The organism is Microbacterium sp. NPDC057659, from assembly GCF_042799915.1.
In the GTDB taxonomy this organism is placed as follows: Bacteria; Actinomycetota; Actinomycetes; order Actinomycetales; family Microbacteriaceae; genus Microbacterium.
This window is the reverse complement of record NZ_JBHVHU010000001.1, coordinates 1,083,771-1,109,950: the sequence shown is the minus strand read 5'-3', so window position 1 is coordinate 1,109,950 and position 26,180 is coordinate 1,083,771. Positions and strand designations below refer to the sequence as shown.

17 protein-coding genes and 2 tRNA genes are annotated in these 26,180 nt (G+C 70.6%); 11 read left to right on the top strand and 8 right to left on the bottom strand.

Features of this window, described 5'->3' with window-relative positions:
* Positions 1–55: 55 nt before the first annotated feature.
* A complete protein-coding gene (locus ACFVAE_RS05280) occupies positions 56–955 on the top strand; it encodes a DUF817 domain-containing protein (RefSeq protein ID WP_378888728.1) in 900 nt (299 codons plus the stop codon).
* Positions 956–979: 24 nt separating this feature from the next.
* On the opposite strand, the gene ACFVAE_RS05275 is transcribed toward ACFVAE_RS05280, so the two are convergent.
* On the bottom strand, positions 980–2,491 hold the full coding sequence (locus ACFVAE_RS05275; RefSeq protein WP_378888726.1) for a DEAD/DEAH box helicase: 1,512 nt from the start codon (positions 2,489–2,491) through the stop codon (positions 980–982).
* A 197-nt stretch (positions 2,492–2,688) separates the two neighbouring features.
* On the opposite strand from ACFVAE_RS05275, the gene ACFVAE_RS05270 reads away from it, so the two are divergent.
* Positions 2,689–3,402 carry a ferritin-like fold-containing protein gene (locus ACFVAE_RS05270; protein ID WP_378888723.1) on the top strand — a complete coding sequence of 238 codons (714 nt, stop codon included), beginning with the start codon at positions 2,689–2,691 and terminating at the stop codon, positions 3,400–3,402.
* Between the two features lie 31 nt (positions 3,403–3,433).
* On the opposite strand, the gene ACFVAE_RS05265 is transcribed toward ACFVAE_RS05270, so the two are convergent.
* Positions 3,434–3,721, bottom strand: coding sequence for a hypothetical protein (locus ACFVAE_RS05265; protein ID WP_378888720.1), 288 nt, complete (start codon positions 3,719–3,721; stop codon positions 3,434–3,436).
* Between the two features lies 1 nt (position 3,722).
* Positions 3,723–3,947, bottom strand: a complete 225-nt coding sequence (locus ACFVAE_RS05260) for a DUF3107 domain-containing protein (RefSeq protein WP_378856965.1) — start codon at positions 3,945–3,947, stop codon at positions 3,723–3,725.
* Positions 3,948–4,098: 151 nt separating this feature from the next.
* Between ACFVAE_RS05260 and ACFVAE_RS05255 the strand changes: the two genes are divergently transcribed.
* Together ACFVAE_RS05255 and ACFVAE_RS05250 are read left to right on the top strand one after the other, a co-directional pair.
* On the top strand, positions 4,099–7,356 hold the full coding sequence (locus ACFVAE_RS05255; protein WP_378888717.1) for an ATP-dependent helicase: 3,258 nt from the start codon (positions 4,099–4,101) through the stop codon (positions 7,354–7,356).
* A complete protein-coding gene (locus tag ACFVAE_RS05250) occupies positions 7,353–10,778 on the top strand; it encodes a UvrD-helicase domain-containing protein (protein ID WP_378888714.1) in 3,426 nt (1,141 codons plus the stop codon). Before ACFVAE_RS05255 ends, ACFVAE_RS05250 begins: the two co-directional genes overlap by 4 nt.
* Here the strand turns inward: ACFVAE_RS05250 and ACFVAE_RS05245 are convergent.
* Positions 10,724–12,076, bottom strand: a complete 1,353-nt coding sequence (locus ACFVAE_RS05245) for a hypothetical protein (RefSeq protein ID WP_378888712.1) — start codon at positions 12,074–12,076, stop codon at positions 10,724–10,726. The genes ACFVAE_RS05250 and ACFVAE_RS05245 overlap by 55 nt on opposite strands.
* 118 nt (positions 12,077–12,194) lie before the next feature.
* Between ACFVAE_RS05245 and nudC the strand changes: the two genes are divergently transcribed.
* Positions 12,195–13,106, top strand: a complete 912-nt coding sequence (gene nudC, locus ACFVAE_RS05240) for an NAD(+) diphosphatase (protein WP_378888709.1) — start codon at positions 12,195–12,197, stop codon at positions 13,104–13,106.
* Entirely contained in the window at positions 13,103–14,824 is a 1,722-nt protein-coding gene (locus ACFVAE_RS05235; protein WP_378888706.1) for an ATP-dependent helicase, read from the top strand. Before nudC ends, ACFVAE_RS05235 begins: the two co-directional genes overlap by 4 nt.
* Before the next feature lie 1,110 nt (positions 14,825–15,934).
* Here ACFVAE_RS05235 and ACFVAE_RS05230 read toward each other — a convergent pair.
* Positions 15,935–17,341, bottom strand: a complete 1,407-nt coding sequence (locus ACFVAE_RS05230; protein ID WP_378888703.1) for a zinc-dependent metalloprotease — start codon at positions 17,339–17,341, stop codon at positions 15,935–15,937.
* Positions 17,342–17,456: 115 nt separating this feature from the next.
* On the opposite strand from ACFVAE_RS05230, the gene ACFVAE_RS05225 reads away from it, so the two are divergent.
* The 3 genes from ACFVAE_RS05225 (at position 17,457) to ACFVAE_RS05215 (ending at position 21,822) form a co-directional block, all read left to right on the top strand.
* The gene (locus ACFVAE_RS05225; RefSeq protein WP_378888701.1) at positions 17,457–18,542 is read left to right on the top strand and encodes a PDZ domain-containing protein; all 1,086 of its coding nucleotides are present in this window, start codon (positions 17,457–17,459) and stop codon (positions 18,540–18,542) included.
* A 51-nt stretch (positions 18,543–18,593) separates the two neighbouring features.
* Positions 18,594–21,506 carry a UPF0182 family protein gene (locus ACFVAE_RS05220; RefSeq protein WP_378888698.1) on the top strand — a complete coding sequence of 971 codons (2,913 nt, stop codon included), beginning with the start codon at positions 18,594–18,596 and terminating at the stop codon, positions 21,504–21,506.
* A gap of 130 nt (positions 21,507–21,636) precedes the next feature.
* On the top strand, positions 21,637–21,822 hold the full coding sequence (locus tag ACFVAE_RS05215; RefSeq protein ID WP_378888696.1) for a DUF1918 domain-containing protein: 186 nt from the start codon (positions 21,637–21,639) through the stop codon (positions 21,820–21,822).
* 55 nt (positions 21,823–21,877) lie between these two features.
* Here ACFVAE_RS05215 and ACFVAE_RS05210 read toward each other — a convergent pair.
* Both ACFVAE_RS05210 and ACFVAE_RS05205 read right to left on the bottom strand, forming a co-directional pair.
* Positions 21,878–21,951 (bottom strand) — tRNA-Met (locus ACFVAE_RS05210).
* Positions 21,952–22,085: 134 nt separating this feature from the next.
* Positions 22,086–22,159 (bottom strand) — tRNA-Met (locus tag ACFVAE_RS05205).
* A gap of 92 nt (positions 22,160–22,251) precedes the next feature.
* Between ACFVAE_RS05205 and ACFVAE_RS05200 the strand changes: the two genes are divergently transcribed.
* Positions 22,252–23,061 (top strand): carbon-nitrogen hydrolase family protein, encoded by an 810-nt coding sequence (locus tag ACFVAE_RS05200; protein ID WP_378888694.1) that lies wholly within the window; start codon positions 22,252–22,254, stop codon positions 23,059–23,061.
* A gap of 115 nt (positions 23,062–23,176) precedes the next feature.
* Here the strand turns inward: ACFVAE_RS05200 and ACFVAE_RS05195 are convergent, their stop codons facing one another.
* Entirely contained in the window at positions 23,177–24,388 is a 1,212-nt protein-coding gene (locus tag ACFVAE_RS05195; protein WP_378888692.1) for an aminotransferase class I/II-fold pyridoxal phosphate-dependent enzyme, read from the bottom strand.
* A gap of 94 nt (positions 24,389–24,482) precedes the next feature.
* Here ACFVAE_RS05195 and ACFVAE_RS05190 point away from each other — a divergent pair, with 94 nt between their 5' ends.
* On the top strand, positions 24,483–26,126 hold the full coding sequence (locus tag ACFVAE_RS05190) for a S1C family serine protease (protein ID WP_378888689.1): 1,644 nt from the start codon (positions 24,483–24,485) through the stop codon (positions 26,124–26,126).
* Positions 26,127–26,180 lie beyond the last annotated feature (54 nt).

Here is a 26,180-nt window from a genome sequence, read left to right as displayed (position 1 = left end):
CGTCGCCTCGCTCCTCGCTCAACGACCGTGCAGGTTGGCGCCGTAGCCTCGCTCCATGCAGCGGGGCACCTCTCTCGAACGCCGGATCGACGTCGTCGCGAGACGCGTGCTGCAGGGAGCTCCGCACCGCGGCGTCCGCGCAGGGCTCATCGAGTTCACGGTGTTCCTGCTGAAGCAGGCGTGGGCGTGCATCTTCGGGGCCTCGCTGCTCGCGCTGATCATCGCGGCGCGGCTCTGGTATCCCGACGACGCGCTGCTCGCTCGCAACGACGCCCTGACGCTCGCCGCCGTGCTCATCCAGGTCGTGATGATCACGTTCCGGCTCGAGACCGGGCGCGAACTGTGGGTGATCGTGATCTTCCACATCACGGGCACCGTCATGGAACTGTTCAAGACGGATGTCGGGTCGTGGGAGTACGCGGCGGGCGGATATCTGCACCTGGGTGCGGTGCCGCTCTTCAGCGGGTTCATGTACGGCGCGGTCGGTTCGTACATGGTGCGCGTGCACCGGCTGTTCGACCTGGCGTTCACGCGATCTCCGCGGCGCTGGATCACCGTCGTGCTCGCCGCGGCGATCTACGCGAACTTCTTCGCGCACCACTTCTGGATCGACCTGCGCTGGGTGCTGATCGCCGCGGTCGCGGTGCTCTGGCTCCGGACGATGATGTACGCGCGCTCGTGGCGGGTCACGCTTCGGCTGCCGTTGCTGGCCGTGTTCGCCGGAGTCGCCGTGTTCATCTACGCGGCCGAGAACATCGGCACCTGGGCGGGGGCCTGGTCGTACCCGAATCAGGCCGGAGGGTGGGAGCTCGTGTCGCCGAGCAAGCTCACCTCGTGGTTCCTGCTGATGATCATCTCGGTGGTGCTGGTGACCCTGGTCTATCCGCCGCGGGTGCCCGAGAGTGCGGGCGCACTGCGGGCGCAGTATGAGGAAACGCCCTCAGCCGCGGGCTGAAGGCGTTTCATCGAGAACTGCGGGTCAGGCGCCCGTGGGCGCTGCGCCGCCGGAACGGCGACGCCGACGGCGACGCTGCGGAGCGGGCTTGCCGTCGCGGTGCTCGGAGGTGGCGTCTCCGTCGTGCGTGCCGGCGCCCTCGGCGTCGCGCGGTGCGGCATCCGTCGTGGTCGGCGCCGCTTCTGCGGCATCCGTGCCCTCGGCGAACGTCGATCCGACCGGCTCGGTGGCCCGGCGGCGCCGGCGCCGGCGCTTGGTGGTGCCCTCGCTGGTGCCTTCCGCGGCAGCATCCGCCGCCTTCTGCGGCTGACGCTGCTTGCGCTCCCCGGCGGGCTTCTCGGCCTTCGGCGCGGTGCGCAGGCGGCCCTTCGTGCCCTCGGGGATGTTGAGGTCCTCGTAGAGGTGCGGGCTCGACGAGTAGGTCTCGACGGGCTCGGGCTGACCGAACTCGAGGGCGCGGTTGATGAGCGCCCACTTGTGCAGGTCCTCCCAGTCGACGAACGTCACCGCGATGCCGGTCTTGCCGGCGCGGCCGGTGCGGCCCGCGCGGTGCAGGTACGTCTTCTCCTCATCCGGGATCGTGTGGTTGATCACGTGCGTGACGTCGTCGACGTCGATGCCGCGGGCGGCGACGTCGGTCGCGACCATGACATCCTTCTTGCCGGCCTTGAACGCGGCCATCGAGCGCTCACGCTGGTCCTGGCCCATGTCGCCGTGCACGGCGGCGGCGTTGAAGCCGCGGTCGTTCAGCTCGTCGACCAGCTTCTGGGCTGCGCGCTTGGTGCGCGTGAAGATCACGGTCTTGCCGCGGCCCTCGGCCTGCAGGATGCGGGCGATGACCTCGTCCTTGTCCAGCGCGTGCGCGCGGTAGACGAGGTGCTTGATGTTCTTCTGCGTGAGGCCCTCGTCGGGGTCGTTCGCGCGGATGTGGATCGGATTGGTCATGAACCGGCGCGCGAGGGCGACGATCGGGCCGGGCATCGTGGCCGAGAACAGCTGCGTGTGCCGGGTCGCGGGGACCTTCTGGAAGATCTTCTCGATGTCGGCGAGGAAGCCGAGGTCGAGCATCTTGTCGGCCTCGTCGAGCACCACCTCGGTGGCGTTAGACAGATCGAGCAGGCGCTGGCCGGCGAGGTCGATCAGACGGCCGGGAGTGCCGACGACGATCTGCGCGCCGGCCTTGAGCTGCTCGATCTGACCCTCATAGGCCTTGCCGCCGTAGATCGCGACGACGCTGGTGCCACGGTTCGAGGTCAGCAGGTCCATGTCCTCGTAGACCTGCACCGCCAGCTCACGGGTCGGCACGACGATGAGCGCCTTCACGCCGGGACCGGGGTTCGCGCCGAGCCGCTGCACCACGGGGATGCCGAAGCCGAAGGTCTTGCCGGTGCCGGTCTTGGCCTGGCCGATGATGTCCTGGCCGGGAAGGCCGAGGGGGATGGTCTGCTCCTGGATCGGGAACGCGTCCACGATGCCCTTGGCAGCGAGTGCGTCGACGATGTCCTGATCGATGCCGAGATCGGCGAAGGAAGTCACGATATGCATTGCCTGTCCGGCGATCGCGCTGTGCTTCGTCGCACCCCGGGAGTCGCCTCGTAAACGGATCCACGCCGTCTCTGATCTCAGGCGCGGGGCCCTGCTCCACCGGCAGGACGGGAACCAGCCTACCGGAGGGGGTCCCGCGCGACGAGTTGCTCGCACGGTCGAACTCCCCGCCCCGGTAATCTGGGCGGGTGGTCAACTGGTTCTGGAAGAAGCGCCGCCAGCCCCGCCGCACCCTCTCGGTGCGCAGCAGGGGCGATGTGGGCGACGCGACGCGCGTCGACTTCGCCGAGCTCGCGCCGGAGCTGAACCGCTTCCTGGGCCAGGCCGCGTACCTGCAGCTCGGGTACTTCGAGACGCTGACCCGCGGCATCCGTGCCACGCCGGAGCTCGCGCGCAAAGAGGCTCTGTCTCGCGCCGCCGGAGCGGCGCTGGACAAGCACCGCGGCATCGTGCGCGTGATCGTCGAGCGCGGTGAGGACCCCACGGAGCTGATGCTGCCGTTCCGCGAGAACCTCGATGCCTTCCGGCGCATGACGATCGGCGCCCGCCAGGAGGAGACTCTGCTCGCGGTCTACCTGACCGCCGGCATGCTCGACGACTTCTACCTCGCGCTGGCGTCGAGCTACGGCGAGACGGGGGACAGGGTCGCCGAGATCCTCCGTGAGGACGACGCCGGCCACGAGATCGTCTCGATCATCCAGCAGACGATCGAGAGCGACGAGGAATGGCGCTCGCTGCTGTCGATGTGGGGGCGCCGTCTCGTCGGCGACACCCTGCTCGTCTGCCGCGGTGCACTGCGCCCGGAACGTCTCGCGCAGGACGAGCAGCGCATCGAGCCGGTGTACACCGAGCTGATGGGCGCGCACGCGCGCCGCATGGACGCGATGGGGCTCGCCTCGTAGCGGGCTCGGGGCTCAGAGCGCTCTCGGGGGCTCAGGCCCCGATCGCCTGCTGCGTCTTCTGGTCGGAGGCGTGCCGCACGACGGCGATGAGGTAGGTGGCCAGGGCTGCGATCAGCAGCCCGCCGCCGATGCTCGCCAGCCACAGCCAGCCGTTGCCCTCGGAGATGCCCGCCCACTGCATGGCCGTGTAGATCACGGCGGTGGACGCGGTGGCGATCGCCGGTGTGACGGCCACGCCGCGCAGCAGACGGTGCGGCAGCAGGAAGTGCAGGCCGATGCTCAGGGCGCAGGAGGCGATCAGCGCCAGGAGGATGTACATGTCAGGCGACGAAGCCGACCCGGCGGGACTCCTCGGTGCCCAGCTCGATGTATGCGAGGTTCGCCGTCGGCACGATGTAGTCGTTGCCCTTCACATCGGTGAGGGTGAAGTGGGTCGTGCCCTGCTCGAGCGCGCCCGAGATGGTGCTGCGCACCTCGTCGGCCGGGGCGTTGGTCTCGAAGGTCAGTTCACGGCCGGTGTTGACGATGCCGATGCGGATTTCCACGCGTGCTCCTCTGACTTGCTGGGGTGCTGGCCACTCTATCGCGACGTCGGGGCGCGGGTCCCGCCCGCCGGGCCGGTTTCGCCGAGGGCGCACACGGCCCCGGCATCCGCTCGCGCCGGGGATGTCGGGAGGCGCCGATAGTGTCGAAGGCATGACAGAGGATGCTGCGCAGCGGGCCGTCGTGACGGCCGACCCCGAGGCATCCGGAGTCATCGTCGGCGCGCCGGGAACGGGCAAGACGACTGCCCTCATCGACCGCGTCGTGCACCTGCTGGACGGCGGACTCGAGCCCGAGCAGGTGCTCGTGCTCACGCCCAGCCGTCAGGCCGCGACCGGACTGCGCGACCGCATCGGCGTGCGCATCGACAAGGCGACGCCGGGGCCGCTGGCGCGCTCGGTCGGCTCGTTCGCGTTCCAGCTCGTGCGCGGTGCGATGGTGCGCGCGGGCGATGACCCGCCCGCGCTGCTGACCGGCGCCGATCAGGACCGCATCATCGCCGAGCTGCTCGCCGGCGATCTCGAGGACGAGCGCGTGCACTGGCCCGACGCGCTCGGAACGTCGGTGCGCGCGTCGAAGGGCTTCCGCTCCGAACTGCGGGCGTTCCTCGCCGAGTGCACCGAGCTCGGCATCGGTCCCGGTGAGCTGCGCGAGTCGGGCTCCGAGGTCTGGGCGGCGGCGGGCGAGTTCCTCGACCAGTACCACGACGTGCTCGGGCAGCTGCGCTCCGCGCACCGCGACGCGGCCGACCTGCTCAGCGAGGCGACCGCCATCCTGCGCTCGGCGGATGCCGCGACGCTCGGCCCGCTCGCGCCGCTGCGCGTGGTGCTGATCGATGACGCCCAGGAGCTCACCCGCGGCGGGATCGCCCTGGTGGCGGCACTGCGCTCGCGGGGCATCGCGGTGCTGGCCTTCGGCGACCCGGACATCTCCTCCGGCGCGTTCCGCGGCGCGAGCCCTGAGCTGTTCGCCCGGCTCGCCGCCCACCTCGGCGAGGTGCACGTGCTCGACGGACCGCATCGGCAGTCGCCGGTGCTCACAGCGCTCACCCGCACCGTCACGCAGGCGATCGGCGCCGCGGGTCGGGTCGATCACCGCCGCGCGCCCGTCACCGTCGACGACACGGATGCCGCAGTGACGACCTTCGTCGCCCCCTCGCCCTACGAGGAGGTCGATCGCATCGCCGGCGTGATGCGCGACTGGCATCTGTCGGGCGGCATCCGCTGGGACCGGATGGCGGTGATCGCGCACGACACCCGTCAGGTCGCGCAGCTCGAGACCGAGCTCGCCGCGCGCGAGATACCGACCAGGGCGGCCGGCGTGCAGCGGCCGCTCGGCGATGAGTCCGTGGTGCGCGACATCGTCGGCATCGTCAGGCTCGCGCTCACGTCGGTCGACGAGCGCACCCCGCAGGAGCTCGAAGAGGCGCTGCGCTCGCCGTTCGGCGGAATGGACGCGATCGGGCTGCGCCGGCTCCGCGCCCGGCTGCGGCACCTGGAACTCGAGCAGGAGGGCAACACCCCGGCGCGCGAGCTGCTGCGTCAGGCGATGGCGTCCCCGGCGCACTTCACCCTGATCGACGCGGCCGAGGCGAGGGCCGCGGCGCGGTTCGCCGACACCCTCGCCGAGATGACCGCGGCCGCCGCCGCGGGCGAGACCATCCACGATCTGCTCTGGCGCGCGTGGGACGGCGCGCGCTCCGTCGACGGGCGCAAGCTGCAGTACGCCTGGCGCGAGAACGCGATGCAGTCCACCGGCGGCGAGACGGCTCGAGCCCTGGACGCACTGGTGGCGCTGTTCGACGCCGCAAAGCGCTTCGTCGAGCGCACGCCGAACGAGAAGCCGCGGAAGTTCGTCGACGACATCCTCGGTAGCGAGGTTCCCGAGGACACCCTGTCGTCGCCGGAGCGCCCCGGTCGTGTCACGCTGCTGACGCCCGCCACTGCGCTGGGCGCCGAGTTCGACGCGGTCGTGATCGCCGGCGTGCAGGACGGCGTCTGGCCGAACGTCCGGCTGCGCGGCGGGATGCTGCAGACGTGGCGCCTCGCCGACGCGATCGCCGCCGCACGCACCGGCGTCGAGGTCCCCGTCCCCGGCATCCTCGACCGGCGGCGCGGCGCCCTGCACGACGAGCTGCGGCTGTTCGTGCGAGCGGTGTCACGGGCGCGCAGCCGGCTGCTGATCACGGCGGTCGATGACGACGACGCGACGCCGAGCCCGTTCTTCGGCTTCCTGCCGCAGCCCGAGCCGCCGGAGCGGCACCCGTCCGCCGAGCACCCGCTCACGCTGCGCGGCATGGTCGCCCGGCACCGTCGCACGCTGACCACGAGCACGTCGCCGGCCGCGCGCCAGGAGGCGGCAGGGCAGCTGGCCGTGCTCGCCCGCGAGGGTGTGCCCGGCGCGGAACCCGCAGAGTGGTACGGCGTGACGCCGTCGTCGAGCGAGGCGCCGCTGCACGATCTCGCGGTCGAGGCCGCCCGCGTGTCGCCGTCGCGCATGGAGTCCTTCGAGGAGTGCGGCCTGAACTGGGCCGTGTCGGCGCTGGGCGGAGACACCGTGATGCCGCCCTCGGCGGGCATCGGCACGATCGTGCACGCCGCGATGGAGACCGCGCCCGACGGCGATCTCGAGCGGATGCGCGAGGTCGTCGCCGCGCGCTGGCCCGAGCTCGACTTCGAGACCGAGTGGATAGGGCGCAAGGAGCGTCGTCGGGCCGAGCAGTACGTCGACCGGCTGCACTCCTATCTCGACACCGTCACCCGCGACGGCGGCCGCGTGCTCGCCAGCGAGGTGGAGTTCCGGTTCGCGGTGGACGTGCCGGAGCTCTCGGGTCCTGAGCGCCCCTCGTCTCGCTCCGCTCGCTCAGGATCCGAAGAGCGAGACGAAGGACGCCCCACCGTGCATCCGGTCGGCGAGGACACCGCGCATCAGGCGATCATCCACGGGTACATCGACCGCGTGGAGGCGTACCCGGCGGGCACCGGCGAGCACCCCGCCGCGCGAGGGCGAGGGTGGCAGGCGATGCCCGCCGCGGACGAGCGGGTGGTCGTGGTCGACCTGAAGACCGGCAAGTACGAGCCGGAGAGCGACGAGAAGGTCGTCGAGCACGCACAGCTCTCGGCGTATCAGCTCGCCGTGCAGCAGGGGCTCATCGAGGGCGCCGCCCCGGAGTCCCTCGCCGGCGCGCGCCTGGTGCTCGTCGCGAAGACCCTCTCGAAGAGCGATTACCGCGTCGCCCACCAGCACACGCTCGACGGCGAGGCGCGCGAGGAGTTCCTGCGTCGCGTCGCGGAGGCCGCACGGGGCATGTCGGCGAGCAGCTTCACCGCCCAGGTCGAGGCGCACTGTGCCGACACCCAGTGGCGAGTCCAGCCCTGCCGCATCCACACCGTCCCGGCGGTGAGCGCATGAGTGCCTGGACCGGCCCGCTGGAGATCTCCGCGACCGACGTCGCCGCCGCCCTCGGGCTGCCGTCGCCGACCGCGGCGCAGCAGCGCGTGATCGAGGCCCCGCCCACGCCGGCGCTCGTCGTCGCGGGCGCCGGCAGCGGCAAGACCGAGACCATGTCGGGCCGCGTGGTCTGGCTGGTCGCGAACGGACACGTCCGCCGCGACGAGATCCTCGGGCTCACCTTCACCCGCAAGGCCGCCGGTGAGCTCTCCGAGCGCATCGCCGCGCGGCTCGCGATGATCGACGAGTACGGTCGCCGCGGTCTGCTGCCGCACGTTCCCGAGATCGTCGCATCCGGTGCACTGCGCCGCGTCGACGATGCTGCACCCGGCCGGCAGCGCGACCTGGTGCGCTCGCATGTCCTCGACGAGCTCGCGGCGCGGTACGGCACCGAAGCGGCCCCGGCGGCGGCGGAGGACCTGATGATCCGCCCCCGGGTCTCGACGTACAACGCCTTCGCCGACGGCATCGTCCGCGAGCACGCCGCACGCATCGGGCGCGACCCCGACGTGGCGATGCTGAGCCAGGCGGCATCCTGGATCCTCGCCCGTGACGTCGTGCTGCGCTCCGATCTGCCCGGCCTGGAACTGATCGATCGCTCGCTCACCGGCGTCGTCGACGCCGTGCAGTCCCTCGCCGGCGACACGCTCGACCACCGTGTCGACCTCGACCGCGCCGTGCGGATCGCCACCGATCAGGCACGCGCCTTCGCCCCCTACCGCAGCAACGACTCCGTCGAGAAGGCCGCGGCCAATCTCGAGGCGATGCCGGTGCTCGCCGCGCTGGTGCGCGACTACATCTCGGAGAAGGAGCGCCGCGGAGTGCTCGACTTCGCCGACCAGGTCTCGGGCGCCTACGACATCATCGAATCCGCACCCGATGTGCGCGCAGAGCTGCGCGAGCAGCACCGCGTCGTGCTGCTCGACGAGTACCAGGACACCTCGGTCATCCAGACCCGGTTCCTCGCCGAACTGTTCCGTGACTCCGCGGTGATGGCGGTGGGTGACCCGCATCAGTCGATCTACGGCTGGCGCGGTGCGAGCGCCGACAACCTGTACGCGTTCTCCGGCTCCTTCGCCCTCGAGCAGCCTGCGCACACGTACAGCCTGATGACCAGCTGGCGCAACGATGCCGCCATCCTCGACGTCGCCAACCGGGTGCTCGAGCCGCTGCAGCGCCCCGGCCTCGACGTTCCGCCGCTGGAGCCGCGCCCCGGCGCCGGAGCCGGAACCGTCGACACCCGCTTCGCGTTCACCGTCGACGACGAGGCGCGTGAGGTGGCCGACTGGTTCGCCTCGCGGCGGGACGCGCACCGGGGGAGCAGCCCGCACACGGGCGCGATCCTGTTCCGCTCCAAGCGGCACATGCAGACCTTCGCCGGAGCGCTCGCCGCGGCCGGCATCCCGCACCGCATCCTCGGCCTCGGCGGTCTGCTGAACACGCCCGAAGTGGTCGACGTGGTCTCCACCCTGCGGGTCATCCACGACCCGACCGCGGGGTCGGCACTGATCCGCCTGCTCACCGGTCCGCGCTTCGGGGTCGGCGTCGCCGACATGGCGGGGCTCTACGACCTGGCATCCGAGATCGCCAAGCGCGACAGCGCGCTGATGCCGCTGCCCGACGACGTGAAGGCGCGCCTGCGCTCCTCGCACGGCGCCGACGAGGCGGTGTCGATCGTCGACGCCGTCGACGTGGTGCGCGGAATGCGCGACGACTACCGCCTGATCGACGGGATCACACCGGACGGACGCGCACGCATCCGCGCGGCAGGAGAGATGCTGGAGAGGCTGCGCCGCGCCGTCGCCCAGCCGCTGCCCGAGCTGATCCGGTTGATCGAGTTCGAGCTTCGTCTCGACATCGAGCTCGCCGTCAACGAGACCCGGGGTCCGGCACGCGTCGCCACCACCCAGCTGCGCGCCTTCGCCGATGAGGTTCGCGCGTTCCTCGCTGCGGACGAGCGCGGCACCATCGGCAGCCTGCTGGCCTGGCTCGACAAGGCCGAGCTCACCGACGAGCTGATGCCGCGCCCCGAGCCGCCCGAACCCGGTGTCGTGCAGCTGCTCACGATCCACGGCTCGAAGGGCCTGGAATGGGATGCCGTCGCGGTGGTGCGCCTGGTCGAGGAGGAACTGCCGTCGCGCCCGACCGATACCGCAGGATGGTTCGGCTTCGGGGCCGTGCCGTTCGCGCTGCGCGGAGACGCCGCGGCTCTGCCCCGCTTCGAATGGGATCCGCGGTCGGCGATGGATGCCATCGGCGACGACCCCGTCAAGCGTCAGAAGGCCGGGCAGGCGTCGCTCTCGAGCGAGAGCAAGACGAACCCGGGCGCGCTCACCACATTCAAGAAGGCGTACTCCGAGTACCAGAAGCAGGAGGAGCGCCGGCTCGCGTACGTCGCCGTGACCCGCGCCCGCAGCGACCTGCTGCTGACCGGCGCGCACTGGGCAGGGCAGAAGAAGCCGCGCACGCCCAGCCCGTACCTGCTCGAGGCGTTCGACGTACTCGGCCTCGAGGGGGTCGGGCAGGTGGATCCCGACGAGAACCCCTACGACGGTCCAGGGATGACCGCGAGCTGGCCGCTCGACCCGCTCGGTGCCAGGCGCGAGCGCGTGGAGCGCGCCGCCGACGAGGTGCGCGCGGCGCAGGCCTCGCCCCTTCCTGAGGCGTCACGAGAGCTGGTCCGGCTGCTCGCCGAGCGCGAGGCGCGGCAGCGTGGCACCGACGTGGCCGTGCCGACCCGCGTGCCGGCATCACGCTTCAAGGACTACGTCACCGACTTCGAGGGCACGCTCGGGTCGATCATCCGCCCGATGCCGGAGCGGCCCTATCGGCAGACCAGGCTCGGCACGCTGTTCCATGCGTGGGTCGAGCGCCGCTCGGAACTCGTCGGCACCGGTCCGCGCATCGACGATGGGCTCTGGGAGATCGACGATGACACACCCGATGCGCAGGACGTCTCCGAGGCGGATGCCGCCGACCTCGGACGCCTGCAGGAGATCTTCGAGCGCAGCGAATGGGGCGGGCTCGCGCCGATCGCGGTCGAGATCGAGATCGATTTCGCGCTCGGCGTCTCGCCGGAGCACGAGGGGCACATCGTGATCTGCAAGCTCGACGCCGTCTACCGCCGCGCCGATCGCGGCGGGCGCATCGAGATCGTGGACTGGAAGACCGGCAAGGCGCCGCGCACCGCAGCCGAGCGGGAGGAACGGATGCTGCAGCTCGCGCTGTACCGCCTGGCCTACCACCGCCGGTTCGGCGTGCCGCTCGAGGAGATCGACGTCGCGCTCTATTACGTCGCCGACGACCTCGTCATCCGCGGAGGCCGGGTCTACTCCGAGGTCGAGCTGGTCCAGCGCTGGAGTGCGGCCCGCGCCGCGCGCTGAGCCTCTTCGGCCGAGTCGAGCCCCTCGTCATCGTGTGCCGACAACGGCCGGCCGGTGCTGCTCGGGCCCTTGGCCGCGCCGTGATCGCCGGACGACCCGCGCACGCCGGTGATGCCTGCGGCCTCGGCCCGCTCATCGAGGTCGGCGAGATCCTGGGTCTCCTGGTCGGCGCCGTCCGCCGGGGTCGCGACGGGCTCCTGCTGCACGGGCGTCTCGTCCGTGGGATCCTCCTCGGCCTCCGCCTGCCAGAGATCCTCGGGACGGTACGCATCGGTCTGCATCGAGGTGTCGACGCTCACGGACGGGACCTGGGGCAGGCGACCGGCGGCATCCAGGGCCGAATCGACATCGGTGGTCGCGCCAGCCGACACGCGCAGATCGTCGTGCACGCCCTCGGCGAGAGACTCCAGCAGCGCGGCGGCGTCATCGATGATGTCGGTGCGGCGCATGGCCTCGCCGTGCACGAGCCAGCGGGCGAACTCGAGTTCGGCGCGCAGCCGGGCGCGGATCCGCAGCGCGGAGTCCACCGCGTGGGCCGAGGAGCGTCCGTAGGCGTCGTGCACATCGTCGGCGGCATCCTTCGCACCCGACAGCCACGCGAGATCCACGGCGGGGTCGCCGAGGGACAGGCCGTGCCAGTGGACCAGCCCCACCACCTGCGGACCGAGCTCGGGGTCGTCCTCGAACAGGAACGTGTCGGCCTGCACGCCGCCGAGCGTCACGGTCGCCTCGAAGCGCCAGAGGTCGTCGTCCTCCACGGCCTGGCGCCAGCGGCTGCCCAGCCGGGCCGGCACACGTCCGGTCGAAGTGGCGCGCTCGACCAGTCTGCGCACCTCGTCGCGCGCCTCCTCGGAGTCGCGGGCGGTGAGCCCACCGCCGCGCACGACGGATGCCGGCAGCGCGTGCGTCGCCGCGATCGCCTCGCCGATCGACCACGCCGCGCCGCGACCCGCGGGCACCTGCGAGGCCTCGATCTGGAAACCGGGCAGCAGCCCGGTGACCAGCGCGCGGCCGTCGCCGATGCGCGTCTCGCCGATGTACTCGGGGGCCTGGAACGGCAGCATCTCCCGTGCGCCGGCGGTCAGGGCGCGCAGCGCGATCGCCTCGGAGGCGAGCTCGCGCGCGCTGTCCTCGTCGTCGGCGACCCGGATCGTCAGCTCACGGCCGTCGGCCAGCGTGGCCACGGCCGAGTCGAACCGTCCGTCCCCGCCGGCGGTGAGGGGACGGGCGCCGGTGACCTCCGCCCCGGGCAGTGCAGCTGTGACCGCCGCCACTAGAGTGAAAGGAGAGCGTGCCATGCCCTCCAGGGTAGGTCGGCATCCGGGGCCTGATGCCCACGCCACGCCCGATCGGGCACAGGCCGCCGTCCCGGCGGACCACCGCCGCCGTGCAGGACGCGGGGATGAGAGGGAGCACATGATCGTCGAACCGGGCCTCCTCGACCGTGCCGGAGAGCTCCGCGCCGAGCCCGGCATCCTGGACCGGCTGCGAGCGGATGCCACCACTCGCGTGATCGTCGCGCACGACAGGCGCGCGCGCATGAGGGATGCGGCGCTCGTGCGCATCGCGCCCGCCGACGTCGTCGGGGCGCGGGACTGGGCGCTGCTCGGGCGCGACTCGGACGGCACACCCGTGCTGCTCGCCGTCGTGGAGGACGCCCCGGCCGACACCGTCTCCCTCGATGCCGTGCCCGCCGATCCGGCGCCCGTCGACGCAGCCGTCTGGTCGAGTGTGCGCGACGCCGGCGGGGTACTGGCCGGAGTCGAGGCCGAACTCCTCATCGAGGCGGTCGCCCTCTCCGACTGGCTGACCGGCTTCCGCTTCTGTCCGGCCTGCGGCTCGGAGACCGAGCTGCGCCAGGCGGGCTGGTCGCGGCACTGTCCGTCCTGCGGCCGCGAGCACTTCCCGCGAACCGACCCGGCGGTCATCGTCGCGATCGAGAGCGCAGACGGCGAGCGTCTGCTGCTCGGCGCGAACGCCACCTGGCAGGGGCGGATGTACTCGACTTTCGCCGGTTTCCTCGAGGCGGGCGAGTCCCTCGAGACCACCGTGCACCGTGAGATCTTCGAGGAGGCAGGCGTCCGTCTGAAGGACGTGCGCTACGTGTCGTCGCAGCCCTGGCCGTACCCTCGTTCGCTCATGCTGGGCTTCCGAGCAACCGCGGTCGACGAGCACGCTGTCGCCGACGGCGAGGAGATCATCGACGTGCGCTGGTTGACCCGTGCCGAGATCGCCACCGCCCTGCGCGGCGAGGGGCCTGTGGGACTGCCCGGGCCGTCGTCCATCGCCCGGGCGCTCATCGTCGACTGGTTCGAGGAGCGCGTGTGAGCGCACTCGACGCGCTCGACGAAAGACAGCGGGAGGCGGCATCCGTGCTGCGCGGACCCGTGGCCGTGCTCGCCGGAGCCGGCACCGGCAAGACCCGCGTGATCACCCATCGCATCGCCCACGGCGTCGACACCGGCGCGTACTCGCCCGGCAGGGTGATGGCGGTGACGTTCACCGCGAAGGCCGCCGGCGAGCTTCGCGGACGCCTTCGTGCGCTCGGCATCGAGGGCGTCGCCGCCCGCACCTTCCATGCCGCTGCGCTCGCCCAGCTGAACTTCTTCTGGCCGACCCTCGCCGGTGACAGCGCCCCGTCGATCGTGAACAACAAGGTCCGCATGCTCGGGCAGGCCGCCGACGAGCTGCGGATCCGCCCCAGCACGGCCACCCTGCGCGACATCGCAGCCGAGATCGAGTGGCGCAAGGTCTCGATGATCTCGGTCGACGGGTACGCCGAGCTCGGACGCACGGTCACCGGTGTCGACGCCGAACGGCTCAGCGCGCTGATGCACGCCTACGAGCGGATCAAGGACGAGCGCCGCCAACTCGACTTCGAGGATGTGCTGCTCGCCTGCGCCGGCATGATCGAGGCCGAGCCGCGCGTCGCCGCGGCCGTTCACGAGCAGTACCGGCACTTCACGGTCGACGAGTACCAGGACGTCTCGCCGCTGCAGAATCGGCTGCTCGAGCTGTGGCTGGGCGACCGGCACGACATCTGCGTGGTCGGAGACGCCAGCCAGACGATCTACTCCTTCGCCGGTGCGCAGCAGCGATACCTGCTCGAGTTCGAGCGCCGGCACCCGGGGGCCACGGTCGTGCGCCTGGAGACCAACTACCGATCCCAGGCGCCGATCCTCGCCGTCGCGAACGCGCTGATGAAGGGGCGCCCTGGCGCGCTCGCGCTGACCCCGGCGCGTGAGACGTTCACCGCAGAGGCCCCGACGGTCACCGCCTTCGACACCGAGACCGAGGAGGCCGAGGGAGTGGCTGCAGCGATCGCCGCCCGCATCCAGGCCGGCGCCTCGCCCGCCGACATCGCCGTGTTGTACCGCGCGCACGCGCAGTCCGCCCCGCTGCAGCAGGCGCTGGCCGCGCAAGGCATTCCCACCACGGTGCTCGGAGGCACCCGGTTCTTCGACATGCCTGAGGTGCGCCAGGCCGTGCTCGCGCTGCGCGCCGCGGCCGTCGCGCCCGCCCTCGCCGGGTTCCTCCCCACCGTGCGGGATGTGCTGCGCAACCTCGGTCTGACGGAGGAGCCGCCGCAGGCCGGTGGAGCACAGCGCGACGCCTGGGAGGCCAGGCGGGCGATCCTGCGGCTCGCCGAGGAGGCACCCGCGGATGCCACGCTGCGCAGCTTCGCCGAGATGCTGTCGGCGCGGGCGAAGGATCAGCACGAGCCCGAGCTGCGCACGGTGACGCTGTCGACCCTGCACGCGGCGAAGGGTCTGGAATGGCCGCACGTGCACCTCGCCGGATGGACTGAAGGCGCCCTTCCGATCGCCTACGCCACCACCTTCGAGCAGGTCGACGAGGAGCGCCGCCTCGCCTACGTGGGCCTCACGCGGGCCGCGCGTACGCTCTCGCTGTCGTGGGCGCGGACCGCAGGACGAGGGGAGCGGGCGCCGTCCCGGTTCCTCGCTGAGATCGGGACGACAGGTCGCGGCACAGGCATCCTCCGTGAAATCTCACCGAGCGCCATGCGATCCGTCCGTCGGGGCTGACCCTGGCGCGCAGTCCCGCCTCGGCGAGGGGAGTGCGCAGGATGCGGGACACGAGAGCGGCCGCCTGCGCGAGCCTCGCTGACGAGATCGTGCCGACCGGTCGCCCGATCAGCTGGGTGTGCAGCAGCGGCCAGGCAGGGTCGCGCCGGGTCTCGTGCTCGTCACGGCAGGAGAGGCAGGGAGTCTCGCCGGGGCGCACCAGCGGACCGACGGTCGCTGCCGCGGCCTCGAAGGCCACCGGCAGGTGCGGCACGTCGTCGCGCAGGTAGCCCGCGAACTGCAGAGCGGATGCCGCGCCCTCGACGACGATCACTCCGACGTCGTCCGGGTCGTCACGGACGCCGCGGTCGAGCCCCTCCTCGCGAAGGCACTCGGCCATGCGGGGGAGCGCGCGGTCGTCCGTGACGTTCACGCCCTCGATCCAGAACGACGGCGCCGCCGGCGGATCGTCGTGCAGCACAGGGCGCAGTGCGGCGAGGAGATCGCGCGCGGCCTGACGCGGGGCGCCGACGGCGTGCGCGACGACGTCGAAGGTCGACATCCTGATGCCGGTGGAGAGACGGGCGAGGAGCGGTTCGACCCAGGGCGCTGCGGCGTCGACGTGGACGATGTTCTCGAGCCCGAACTGGATCGTGTCGGAGTCACGCCAGAGCAGGGGATATCGGGGATCGAGGCGTGTGACGGTCGTCGGACTGAGCGGGCTCATGGGGACGATCTTGGCCGGAGCCACCGACGTCGTGGTGGGGGGTCTGCGGGGCTGTGGAGAACTTTCGTCGCGGTATCGAGTGTGGAGGGTCGCGGAGGGGGCGCTCGCCGTGGGGTGGGTCGCGGGACGGGGTGTTCCCTGCGCTCGCAGAGTGGGACCCGCCCGCTGGGCGGAGCGGGCAAGCCCGCTCCGCCCAGCGGGCCCTCCCAATGCTCGCTCCGGGAACACCCCATCCCGCTCGTGCTTCTGGGCGCGGCGCTGCGCGCGCGGAGGGGAGGTATCAGGGGTGGAGTTTCTGGAGGGGCGACCGTTGGGCCTTCGCGCGGCGCCTCACTGTCGAACGTGCCCGGTCGTTGAGCGAGCGACGGAGGAGCGAGACGAAACGCCTTCAGCGCGGCTGGGGGCTACACCGGGCGGGGGTCGTCGGGGGAGTCGCCCTTCGAGTCATGGTCCGAGGAGTCGTCGGGGGACTGGCCCTCGGAGGGGGAGCCACCGAAGTCGTCGCCGTCCAGGAGGCGGGCGAGAGCCTCGTCGAACTCGTCGGCGGCGGGGGCCTCGCCGCGCTCGCCGGCCTGCAGACGGGCGATCAGCGCGGCCGGGTCGTCGATGTCCGAGGCCTGAGGCATCAGGTCGGGGTAGTCCCAGAGCGCGTCGCGGGCCTTGATGCCCACGGCATCCGTCACCGCACGCCACATGGCGGACGCCTCGCGAAGCCGGCGCGGGCGAAGCTTGAGCCCGACCAGAGCGCCCAGCGCGTCCTCGGCGGGACCACCCACGGCGCGGCGGCGGCGAGCCGCCTCCGCGAGGCGCGCTCCGTCGGGCAGGCGCGAGATCGCCTCCGTCGTCACGACATCCACCCATCCGTCGATCGTCGCCACGAGGTTCTCCAGGCGGGTCAGCGCCTCGCGCTGCGCCTCGGACTGCGCCGGCAGCAGCGCGCCGCCCTCGATCGCGGCTCGCAGTTCCTCGGGGTTCGAGGGGTCGAGTCGCTCCGCAACGTCCTGCAGCGCATCCACGTCGACCTCGACTCCGCGCGCGAACTCGGTGATCTGCGACATCAGGTGCAGGTGCAGCCACTTCGCGTGCCGGTACAGCCGTGCGTAGGCGAGCTCGCGCACGGCGAGGTACAGCGCGATCTGGTCCTCCGGGATCTCCAGCCCCTCGCCGAAGGCGGCGATGTTCTGCGGGATCACGGCGGCGGTGCCCGCGGGAAGCACGGGGACGCCGACGTCGCCGCCGGAGACCACTTCGAGCGACAGGTCGCCGAGCACCTTGCCGAACTGCATCGCGAACACCGAGGCGCCCAGCCCGCGCATCAGCTGCCCTGCGCCCTGAATGGCGCCGCGCATCTCGTCCGGCGCCTGCGACCCCAGAGCCTGGGTGAGCGCATCGGCGATGCTCGTCGATACGGGGCCCGCGATCTCCTTCCACACCGGAAGCGTCTGCTCGACCCACTCGCCGCGAGTCATCGCGCGCGGCGGTGCCGAGAGCTCCGACAGCGTCGTGGCCTCGCTCAGCCACAGATCGGCCAGTCCGAAGGCGTCCGCCAGCGAGCTGCGCGAACCGTCGGTGATGCCCTGCCCGTCCTGGTTCGCGATGTGCAGCGCCTGGCGCTTCGTGCTCTCCCAGGGGTCTCCGCCGAACGCGCCCTGCATCTGGGAGAAGAACGCCTGCATCTGGGCAGGGTCGATCTCGAAGCCGTTCATGCCGCCCATGGCATCACGAAGCGCGTCCGGGTCGATCCCCTCGCCGGACATCATCCGGCGCAGGAACTCCTCGAAGTCGGACGGGTCGGGTCGGTCGTCGCTCATGTCGCCCTCTCAGCACGCGGAAAGCCTGTGACCTCTACGCTAGTCACAGGTTTCTGCGCACGCCCCGGACGAACGCGGATCCCTGTACGCCGCTCGCGAACGTCGGAGGTCGCCCGTGTCCACAACCCGGTCCCGGCGGCTCGGCGTAGGCGTCTGGGCGCTCGTCGTAGCGCTGGTCGCGCTCGTCGCGCTCACCTTCATCCCCACTCCGTACGTGATCCAGCGACCAGGGCCGGTGTTCGACACGCTCGGCACAGCGAAGGGCGCCGACGGCGAGAAGGTGCCCCTGATCGAGGTCGACGGCGCCCAGACCTTCCCGACCGGCGGGACGCTCGACCTCACCACCGTCCAGGTGGTCGGCAACCGCGAGCGCACCCCGAGCTGGGCGGAACTGGCCGTCGCGTGGGTCGATCCCGCGCGAGCCGTGGTGCCGATCGACGTGGTGTTCCCCGAGGGCGTCACCTCCGAGCAGCGCGACAAGCAGAACGCCGAGCTGATGGTGAACTCGCAGCACGAGGCCACCGCCGCAGCGCTCACCGAGCTCGGCTACGACGTCGGCGCGAAGGTCGAGGTCGTCGAGACGATCAAGGACTCGCCCGCCGACGGGGTGCTCGAGGCCGGCGACATCATCGTCGCCATCGACGGTCAGAAGGTCTCCTCCGCCAAGGTGCTCCGCGAAGAGGTGCAGAAGTCCGAGGGCAAGACGGTCGAACTCACCGTCCAGCGCGACGGCACGGAGAAGCAGGTCTCGCTGACGCCCGAGAAGCAGGACGTGAACGGCACGACCACCTGGCTGATCGGCATCTCGCTCACCACCACCTACGACTTCCCGATCGATGTCACGATCCAGCTCGACAACGTCGGCGGCCCCAGCGCCGGCATGATGTTCGCGCTCGGAATCATCGACACCCTCACTCCCGGCGAGCTCAACGGCGGCAAGAACGTGGCCGGCACCGGCACGATCGAGGCCGATGGCACGGTCGGTCCGATCGGCGGCATCCGTCAGAAGCTGTACGGCGCGCGGGATGCCGGGGCGAAGATCTTCCTGGCACCGGAGAGCAACTGCGACGAGGTCGTCGGTCATGTGCCTGACGGGCTCACCGTGTACAGCACCGCGACGCTCGAGGACTCGATGCACATCCTGGACGTCGTGTCCAAGGACGGCGACACGTCGAAGCTGCCGACCTGCAAGGCGTCCTGAGACCATTCCGTTACGAAGCCGGTGCACAGACGCCCTGCCTAGGATGGACGGGTGACCTCGAACCCTGCGCCGACTGCGGCCACGCCCCGGACTTCCCGAAGAATCCTGACGATCTCGCTCATCATCATCGCGGCGCTGATCGCCGGGTTCTTCGTGTTCGCCTCGCTGTACACCGAGTTCCTCTGGTTCGACCAGCTCGGCTTCGAGCGGGTGCTGACGACTCAGTGGTTGGCGACGGCGGTGATGTTCGTCGTCGGATTCCTCGGCATGGCGGTGCCGCTGTTCCTGTGCATCCAGCTCGCCTACCGGTTGCGGCCGGTGTACGTGCGGCTGAGCTCGCAGCTGGATCGCTACCAGGAGGTCGTCGAGCCGCTGCGCCGGCTCGCGATGTGGGGTATGCCGATCTTCTTCGGCGTCTTCGCCGGGTTCGCCTCGGCGGGCAACTGGCGCGTCGTCTGGCTGTGGGCCAACGGCGTCAGCACCAGCGTCAAGGACCCCGAATTCGGCGTCGACACGGGGTTCTACCTGTTCGCGATGCCCTTCTACCACATGCTGCTCGCGTTCGTGTCGGCCGTGCTGCTGCTCTGCCTGGTGATCACCGCGCTGGTCTCGTACCTGTACGGCTCGGTGCGCATCGGCCAGCGTGAGCTGCGCATCTCGAAGCCGGCCCGCATCCAGCTCGCCGTGCTCGCCGGTCTCTACCTGGTGGTGCAGGCCGTCAGCCTGTGGCTCGACCGCTACCTGACGCTCACCCAGCCCGACGACCGCATCACGGGTCCGGCATACACCGGGGTCAACGCGACCATCCCGGGTCTGGCGATCCTGTCGATCATCGCGGCCGTCGTCGCGATCCTGTTCTTCGTCACCGCCGTCATCGGCCGCTGGCGCTTCCCGCTCGCCGCCACCGCGCTGCTGGTCGTGGCCTCGCTCGTGGTCGGCGTCGGCTACCCCTGGATCGTCACCACCTTCCAAGTGAAGCCGAACCAGAACCAGCTGCAGGCGCAGTTCTACGATCGCAACATCGCGAGCACGAAGGCCGCTTACGGTGTCGACGACATGACGGTCACGCCGATCAAGGCGAAGACCGACACCGAGAAGGGCCAGCTGCGCGAGGACGCCCAGACCACGGCATCCGTCCGCATCATGGACCCGAACATCATCAGCCCGACGGTGGCGCAGCTGCAGCAGTACCGCTCGTACTACCAGTTCGGCAAGGATCTCGACGTCGACCGCTACAAGATCGACGGCAAGATGCAGGACACCGTGGTCGCGGTCCGCGAGCTCGACATGTCCAAGCTCGGCGGCGGTGACAGCTGGAACAACCGTGCCGCGGTCTACACACACGGATACGGCCTCGTCGCGATGGCCGGCAACCAGCGCACCTCCGACGGTGAGCCGGTGTTCCTCGAGCAGGGCATCCCGTCCTCCGGCTTCCTCACGGACAGCGAGAAGTACGAGCCGCGGGTGTACTTCGGCGAGCACTCGCCGGAGTACTCGATCGTCGGCGCCCCGGAGGGATCCAAGCCGGTCGAGATCGACTACCCGCGCGGTGGCGAAGACGGCGGTTCCGACACCAAGACGACCTTCAAGGGCGACGGCGGGCCGCGCATCGGCAACACGTTCACGAAGCTGCTGTACGCGCTGAAGTTCCAGTCCGAGCAGATCCTGTTCTCCGACCTGGTCAACTCCGAGTCGCAGATCCTGTACGACCGGGACCCGATCACGCGGGTGCAGAAGGTCGCCCCGTACCTGACCCTGGACAACGACCCGTACCCGAGCGTCGTCGACGGGCGCATCGTCTGGATCGTCGACGGCTTCACCACGAGCGCGTCGTACCCGTACTCGTCGAAGGTCAGCCTGCGCGATGCGATCGCCGACTCGACCAACCCCGCCTCGGCGGTGTCGTTCGATGAGATCAACTACATCCGCAACTCGGTCAAGGCCACGGTCGACGCCTACGACGGCTCCGTGAAGCTGTACGCGTGGGACGACAAGGACCCGGTGCTGAAGACGTGGCAGAAGGTGTTCCCGTCGACGGTCGAGCCGATCAGCAAGATGTCCGGCGACCTGATGAGCCACGTGCGCTACCCGACCGACCTGTTCAAGGTGCAGCGCAACATCCTCGGCATCTACCACATCAAGGACGCGAGCTCGTTCGCGCAGGAGGACAACCGCTGGCAGACGCCGGACGACCCGCAGGCGCAGAACCAGTCCCAGCCGCCGTACTACCTCTCGATGCGGATGCCGGGTGAGGACACCGCGCGGTTCTCGATGTACTCGACGTTCATCCCCGCGGCTCAGGGACAGACCACACGCGAGGTGCTGATGGGCTATCTGTCCGTCGACTCGGATGCCGGTTCGACCAAGGGCGAGAAGTCCGACACCTACGGCAAGCTGCAGCTGCTCGAGGTCGACACGGACAACACCGTGCCCGGCCCCGGCCAGGTGCAGAACACGTTCAACTCGGACACGTCCGTCGCGCAGCAGGTCAACCTGATGCAGCAGGGCGAGTCGCAGGTGAAGTACGGCAACCTGCTGACTCTTCCTGTCGGCGGTGGTCTGCTGTACGTGCAGCCGGTCTACGTGCAGCAGTCCAAGGGCACCCAGCTGCCGAACCTCCGCAAGATCCTCGTCGCGTTCGGCGACCAGGTGGCGTTCGAGGACACGCTGACCGAGGCCCTGGACGCGCTGTTCGGCGGCGACGCCGGCGCGAGCGGTGGCGCGGAGAACGTGCCGCCCACCGGCGGCGAGACGACACCGCCGACGAATCCGACGACGCCCACCGCTCCGGATGCCGCCGAGAAGCAGGCGCTGGCGGATGCCTCGAAGGCGATGCAGGCCCGTGAGGCGGCGCTGAAGGCCGGTGATCTGGAGGCGTTCGCCGCCGCGGACAAGCAGCTCACGGATGCCGTGCAGAAGCTGCTCGACCTGTCGGGGTCGGCTTCGGAGACACCGAAGAAGTAGTACGGCCCAGCCGCGCAGAGACCCCCGCCCGCTGATCGCGGGCGGGGGTCTCTGCGCGTCTGCCCCTGGCGGGAGCGGCGTCACGGGCGGATGATGAAGACATCGGCTCGAGGACGAGGAGGTGGCACGGATGGAGCTCGTGGCAGGGTCGCGGATCGTGATCCATGGGGCGAAGGTGGGCGACGGCGAGCGTCACGGCGAGGTGATCGAGGTGCGCGGCGACAGCGGGGGACCGCCGTACTTCGTCCGCTTCGACGACGGCCACGAATCGCTCGTGTTCCCCGGTCCGGACTGCGAGATCGAACACCGAGGGTGAGGGCTTCGCGAACATGAAGAGGGCCAGTCCTCGCGGACCGGCCCTCTTCGTTCTGTTGCGGGGACAGGATTTGAACCTGCGACCTCCGGGTTATGAGCCCGGCGAGCTACCGAACTGCTCCACCCCGCGGCACGTTGAACAGCTTACCGGGGCGCGGGCGCGACTCCAAAGTCGACGCCCGGCGGGCGTGTTCCGGAGCGCGGCTCTCCGGGGAAAGCAAAAGGCTCCTGATCAGTAATTCCTGATCAGGAGCCTTTTCTTTGTTGCGGGGACAGGATTTGAACCTGCGACCTCCGGGTTATGAGCCCGGCGAGCTACCGAACTGCTCCACCCCGCGGCACAAGAAGACAGCCTAGCACGGAAACCGGGGTCTCGCGAATCGGGTGCAGGGCAGCGCTGCCGGTGCTGTTCCTGGGGCAGGATGGGGGCATGTCCGGATCCGCGCCGCTCGTCGCCGTCTGCCAGTTCGCCCCGACGGCGGACCGTGCGGCGAATCGCGAGAAGATCGCGGAGCTCGTCGCCCGTGTCGCGGCGCACGGCGCCCGGCTCATCGTTCTGCCCGAGTACTCGAGCTACTTCGTGAACCCGATGGACGCCTCGCTCGCCGAAAACGCCGAGTCGCTGGACGGCCCCTTCGTCCAGACGCTGCGCGAGGCGGCATCCCGCCACGGCGTCGTGATCGTGGCAGGGCTGGTCGAGACGGCGGATGCCGGCCGCGTGCACAACACGGTCGTCGCGGTCTCCGTCGACGGCGTGCGCGCCGTCTACCGCAAGCAGCACCTCTACGACGCATTCGGGCAGACCGAGTCCGACTGGATCGCGCCGGGGGAGCTGGGCACCGCGACCTTCGACCTCGACGGCATCAGGTACGGCCTGATGACCTGTTACGACCTGCGCTTCCCGGAGGTCGCGCGCACGCTGGCGGATGCCGGTGCCGATGCGCTCGTCGTACCGGCGGAATGGGTGCGCGGGCCGCTCAAGGAGCACCACTGGACGACACTCCTCGCCGCCCGTGCGATCGAGAACACCGCCTATGTGATCTCGGCCGACCACCCCGCGCCGATCGGCGTCGGGCGCTCGCAGATCGTCGATCCGCAGGGCGTGGTCGTCGCGGGCGTCGGCAGCGACGAGGGCGTCGCGATCGCCGCCGTCGATCCGGGGCTGATCGCGCGCACCCGCGAGGTCAACCCGGTGCTGAGGCTGCGCCGCTACGCGGTCGTACCAGACCCCGGTCGTTGAGCGACGATCGCCGCAGCGAGCCGAAGTGGCGACGGCTCTCAGGTGACCGCAGTGCGTGTCGCCTCTGCGCTTCGACTCGCTGACGCTCGCTCGACGAACACCTCCATCGCTGACTTCAACGGTCGGAGGGGCGGAGCGCAGTGAGTCGTCGCGCGGCCTCCTCGAGCACCTCGACGCGCTTGCAGGCGGCGAAGCGCACCAGGCCCGCATAGGACGACTGCCGCTCGGGTGAGACGAAGGCGCTGAGCGGGATCGCGACCACTCCGGCTCGGTCCGGCAGCGCGCGGCAGAACGCCGCGGCATCCGCCCCGCCCAGCGCCGTGGCATCCGCGACGGTGAAGTAGCCGCCCTGCGGGCTGTGCACCTCGAAGCCGGCGGAGCGCAGCGCGCCGCCGAGCAGCTCGTGCTTGCGCAGCAGGGCGGCTGCGGCATCTGCGAAGTAGGAGTCCGGCAGTCGCAGTCCGACGGCGACGGCGGGCTGGAACGGCGCGCCGTTGACGTAGGTGAGGAACTGCTTCACGGTGAGCACGGCCGTGATCAGGGCCGCAGGGCCGTGGACCCAGCCGATCTTCCAGCCGGTCGTCGAGAACGTCTTGCCGGCCGATGAGATCGTCAGGGTGCGCTCAGCGGCGCCGGACAGCGTCGCGATCGGCACGTGCGGACCGTCGAAGGCGAGATGCTCGTACACCTCGTCCGTGACGATGACCGCGTCGTGCAGATTCGCGAGCCGGACGACCTCGGCGAGGACCTCGGGGCCGAACACGGCGCCGGTCGGGTTGTGCGGATCGTTGATCAGGATGATGCGGGTGCGATCGTTCACCGCATCGGCGAGCTCGTCCAGGTCGGGCTGGAAGCCGGGCACGCGCAGCGGCACCGTGCGGAGCCGGGCGCCGGCGAGGGCGACGACCGCGGCGTACGAGTCGTAGTACGGCTCGAACACGAGCACCTCGTCATCGGGGGAGTCGATCAGCGCCAGCAGCGTCGCGGTGAGCGCCTCCGTGGCACCGGCCGTGACGATCACCTCGGATGCAGGGTCGACCACCAGTCCGTAGAAGCGCCGCTGATGCTCGCTGATCGCCGCCAGGAGGTCCGCGGTGCCGCGTCCGGGCGGGTACTGGTTCACGCCGGCGGCGATCGCATCGCGGGCCGCCTCGAGAACTTGGGCCGGCCCGTCCTCGTCGGGGAACCCCTGACCGAGATTGACCGATCCCGTCCGCAGCGCCGCGGCGGACATCTCCGCGAAGATGGTGGGTGCGACCTGGCCGTCAGGGGAGAGCAGTCCGGCGCCCGCTGCTGTGCGGCGCCATGCGCCGGGAATGACATCCATGCAGAACAGGCTAAGACCATAGAAGAAATCCATCGTCGCCATACGAAACGCACAGCATCGCCCGTCACGCTGTAAGAGTTGTAAGGAGCAGACCATGAACGAGAACAACCAGGGCGAACCGATCGCCCCCCAGCCGTCCCAGAACCCGGATGCCACGGCCGCGGGCGCCCCCGCAGGTCACCAGCTTCCCTCGAACTTCTCCTCGGACTCGCAGACACCGGCATCCGAGCCGGCCGCTGCGGCTCCGCAGGCCCCCGTCACGCCGCAGGCGCAGGCCCCGCAGAACCCCGTGTTCCCAGCCCCGCACACTCCGGCGCAGCAGGCGCAGGCACAGGCACAGGCACCCCTGGGTCAGCCGGTGCAGGGCCAGGGCTACCCGGCGCAGGGCGCCGCTCAGCAGCAGCCCACCGCCGCATACGCGACCGGCGCGGCCTTCGGCCTGCCCCCGCAGGGTGCGGACGCGCCCACCCAGCCGGTGCAGCCCCTGCACGGCGCACAGACCACCGCGCCAGCGAAGCGCTCCGGCGGCAAGATCGCCGCGTTCGTGCTTGCCGCGGCTCTCGTCGGCGGCGTCGCCGGCTTCGGCGGTGGCGCACTGTGGAACTCGGCGGTCCCCGAGAGCCAGGGCTCGGCGGCCTCCGGTCCGCAGACCGTGACGGTGAACAACCCCGGCTCGGTGAACGAGACGACGGCCATCGCCTCCAAGGTGCTGCCGTCGGTCGTCACCATCGACGTCTCCGGGCAGAGCGAGGGCGGCAGCGGCTCGGGCGTCGTGCTCACCAAGGACGGCTACGTGCTGACCAACACCCACGTGGTGACCCTCGGCGGGGCGGTCTCCGACCCGACGATCAGGGTCACCACCTCGGACGGAAAGATCTTCTCCGCCACGGTCGTCGGCACCGACCCGATCTACGACCTCGCCGTCATCAAGCTGAAGGACGCCTCGGGCCTGAAGCCGATCGACTTCGCGGACTCGTCGAAGCTGAACGTCGGCGACACGGCCGTGGCCGTCGGGGCACCGCTCGGCCTCTCCAACTCGGTCACCACCGGCATCGTCAGTGCGCTGAACCGCAGCATCCAGATCGCGTCCTCGGCGGCGCCGAAGACCAGCGATCAGAACCAGGGCCAGGAGGACCAGAACGGTCAGGACGGACAGGGCAACGGCAACGGCAGCCCGTTCCAGTTCGACATCCCGGGTCAGGGCCAGCAGCAGCAGGCCAGCGAATCCATCTCGATCGCCGTGATCCAGACCGACGCCGCCATCAACCCGGGCAACTCCGGTGGTGCGCTGGTCGACAGCAAGGGTGACCTGATCGGCATCAACGTCGCGATCGCGACCGCCGGCGGCTCGTCCTCCGGCGGCAGCGAGTCGGGCTCGATCGGCCTCGGCTTCTCGATTCCGTCCGATGTCGCGCAGCGCGTGGCCAAGCAGATCATGGACGACGGCAGCGCCACCCACGGCCTGCTCGGCGCCTCGGTGCGGGACGCATCCTCGGTGCAGGACGCCACGGTCGCCGGCGCATACATCGTGGATGCCACGGGAGGCGGGGCGGCCGCGAAGGCGGGCCTGCAGAAGGGCGACGTCGTCACCGAGTTCAACGGCGTCCCGATCACGAACTCGACTGATCTCACCGCCCAGGTGCGCGCCGTCGCCGGCGGCAGCGACGCCAAGCTGACCTACGTCCGCGACGGCAAGTCGTACGACACCGAGGTCACGCTCGGGACGCTCAAGCCCTAGTGCCGGTCTTCGCCCGCTCCGCAGAGCAGGCGACCCGCAATTGCTCCTCAGAGA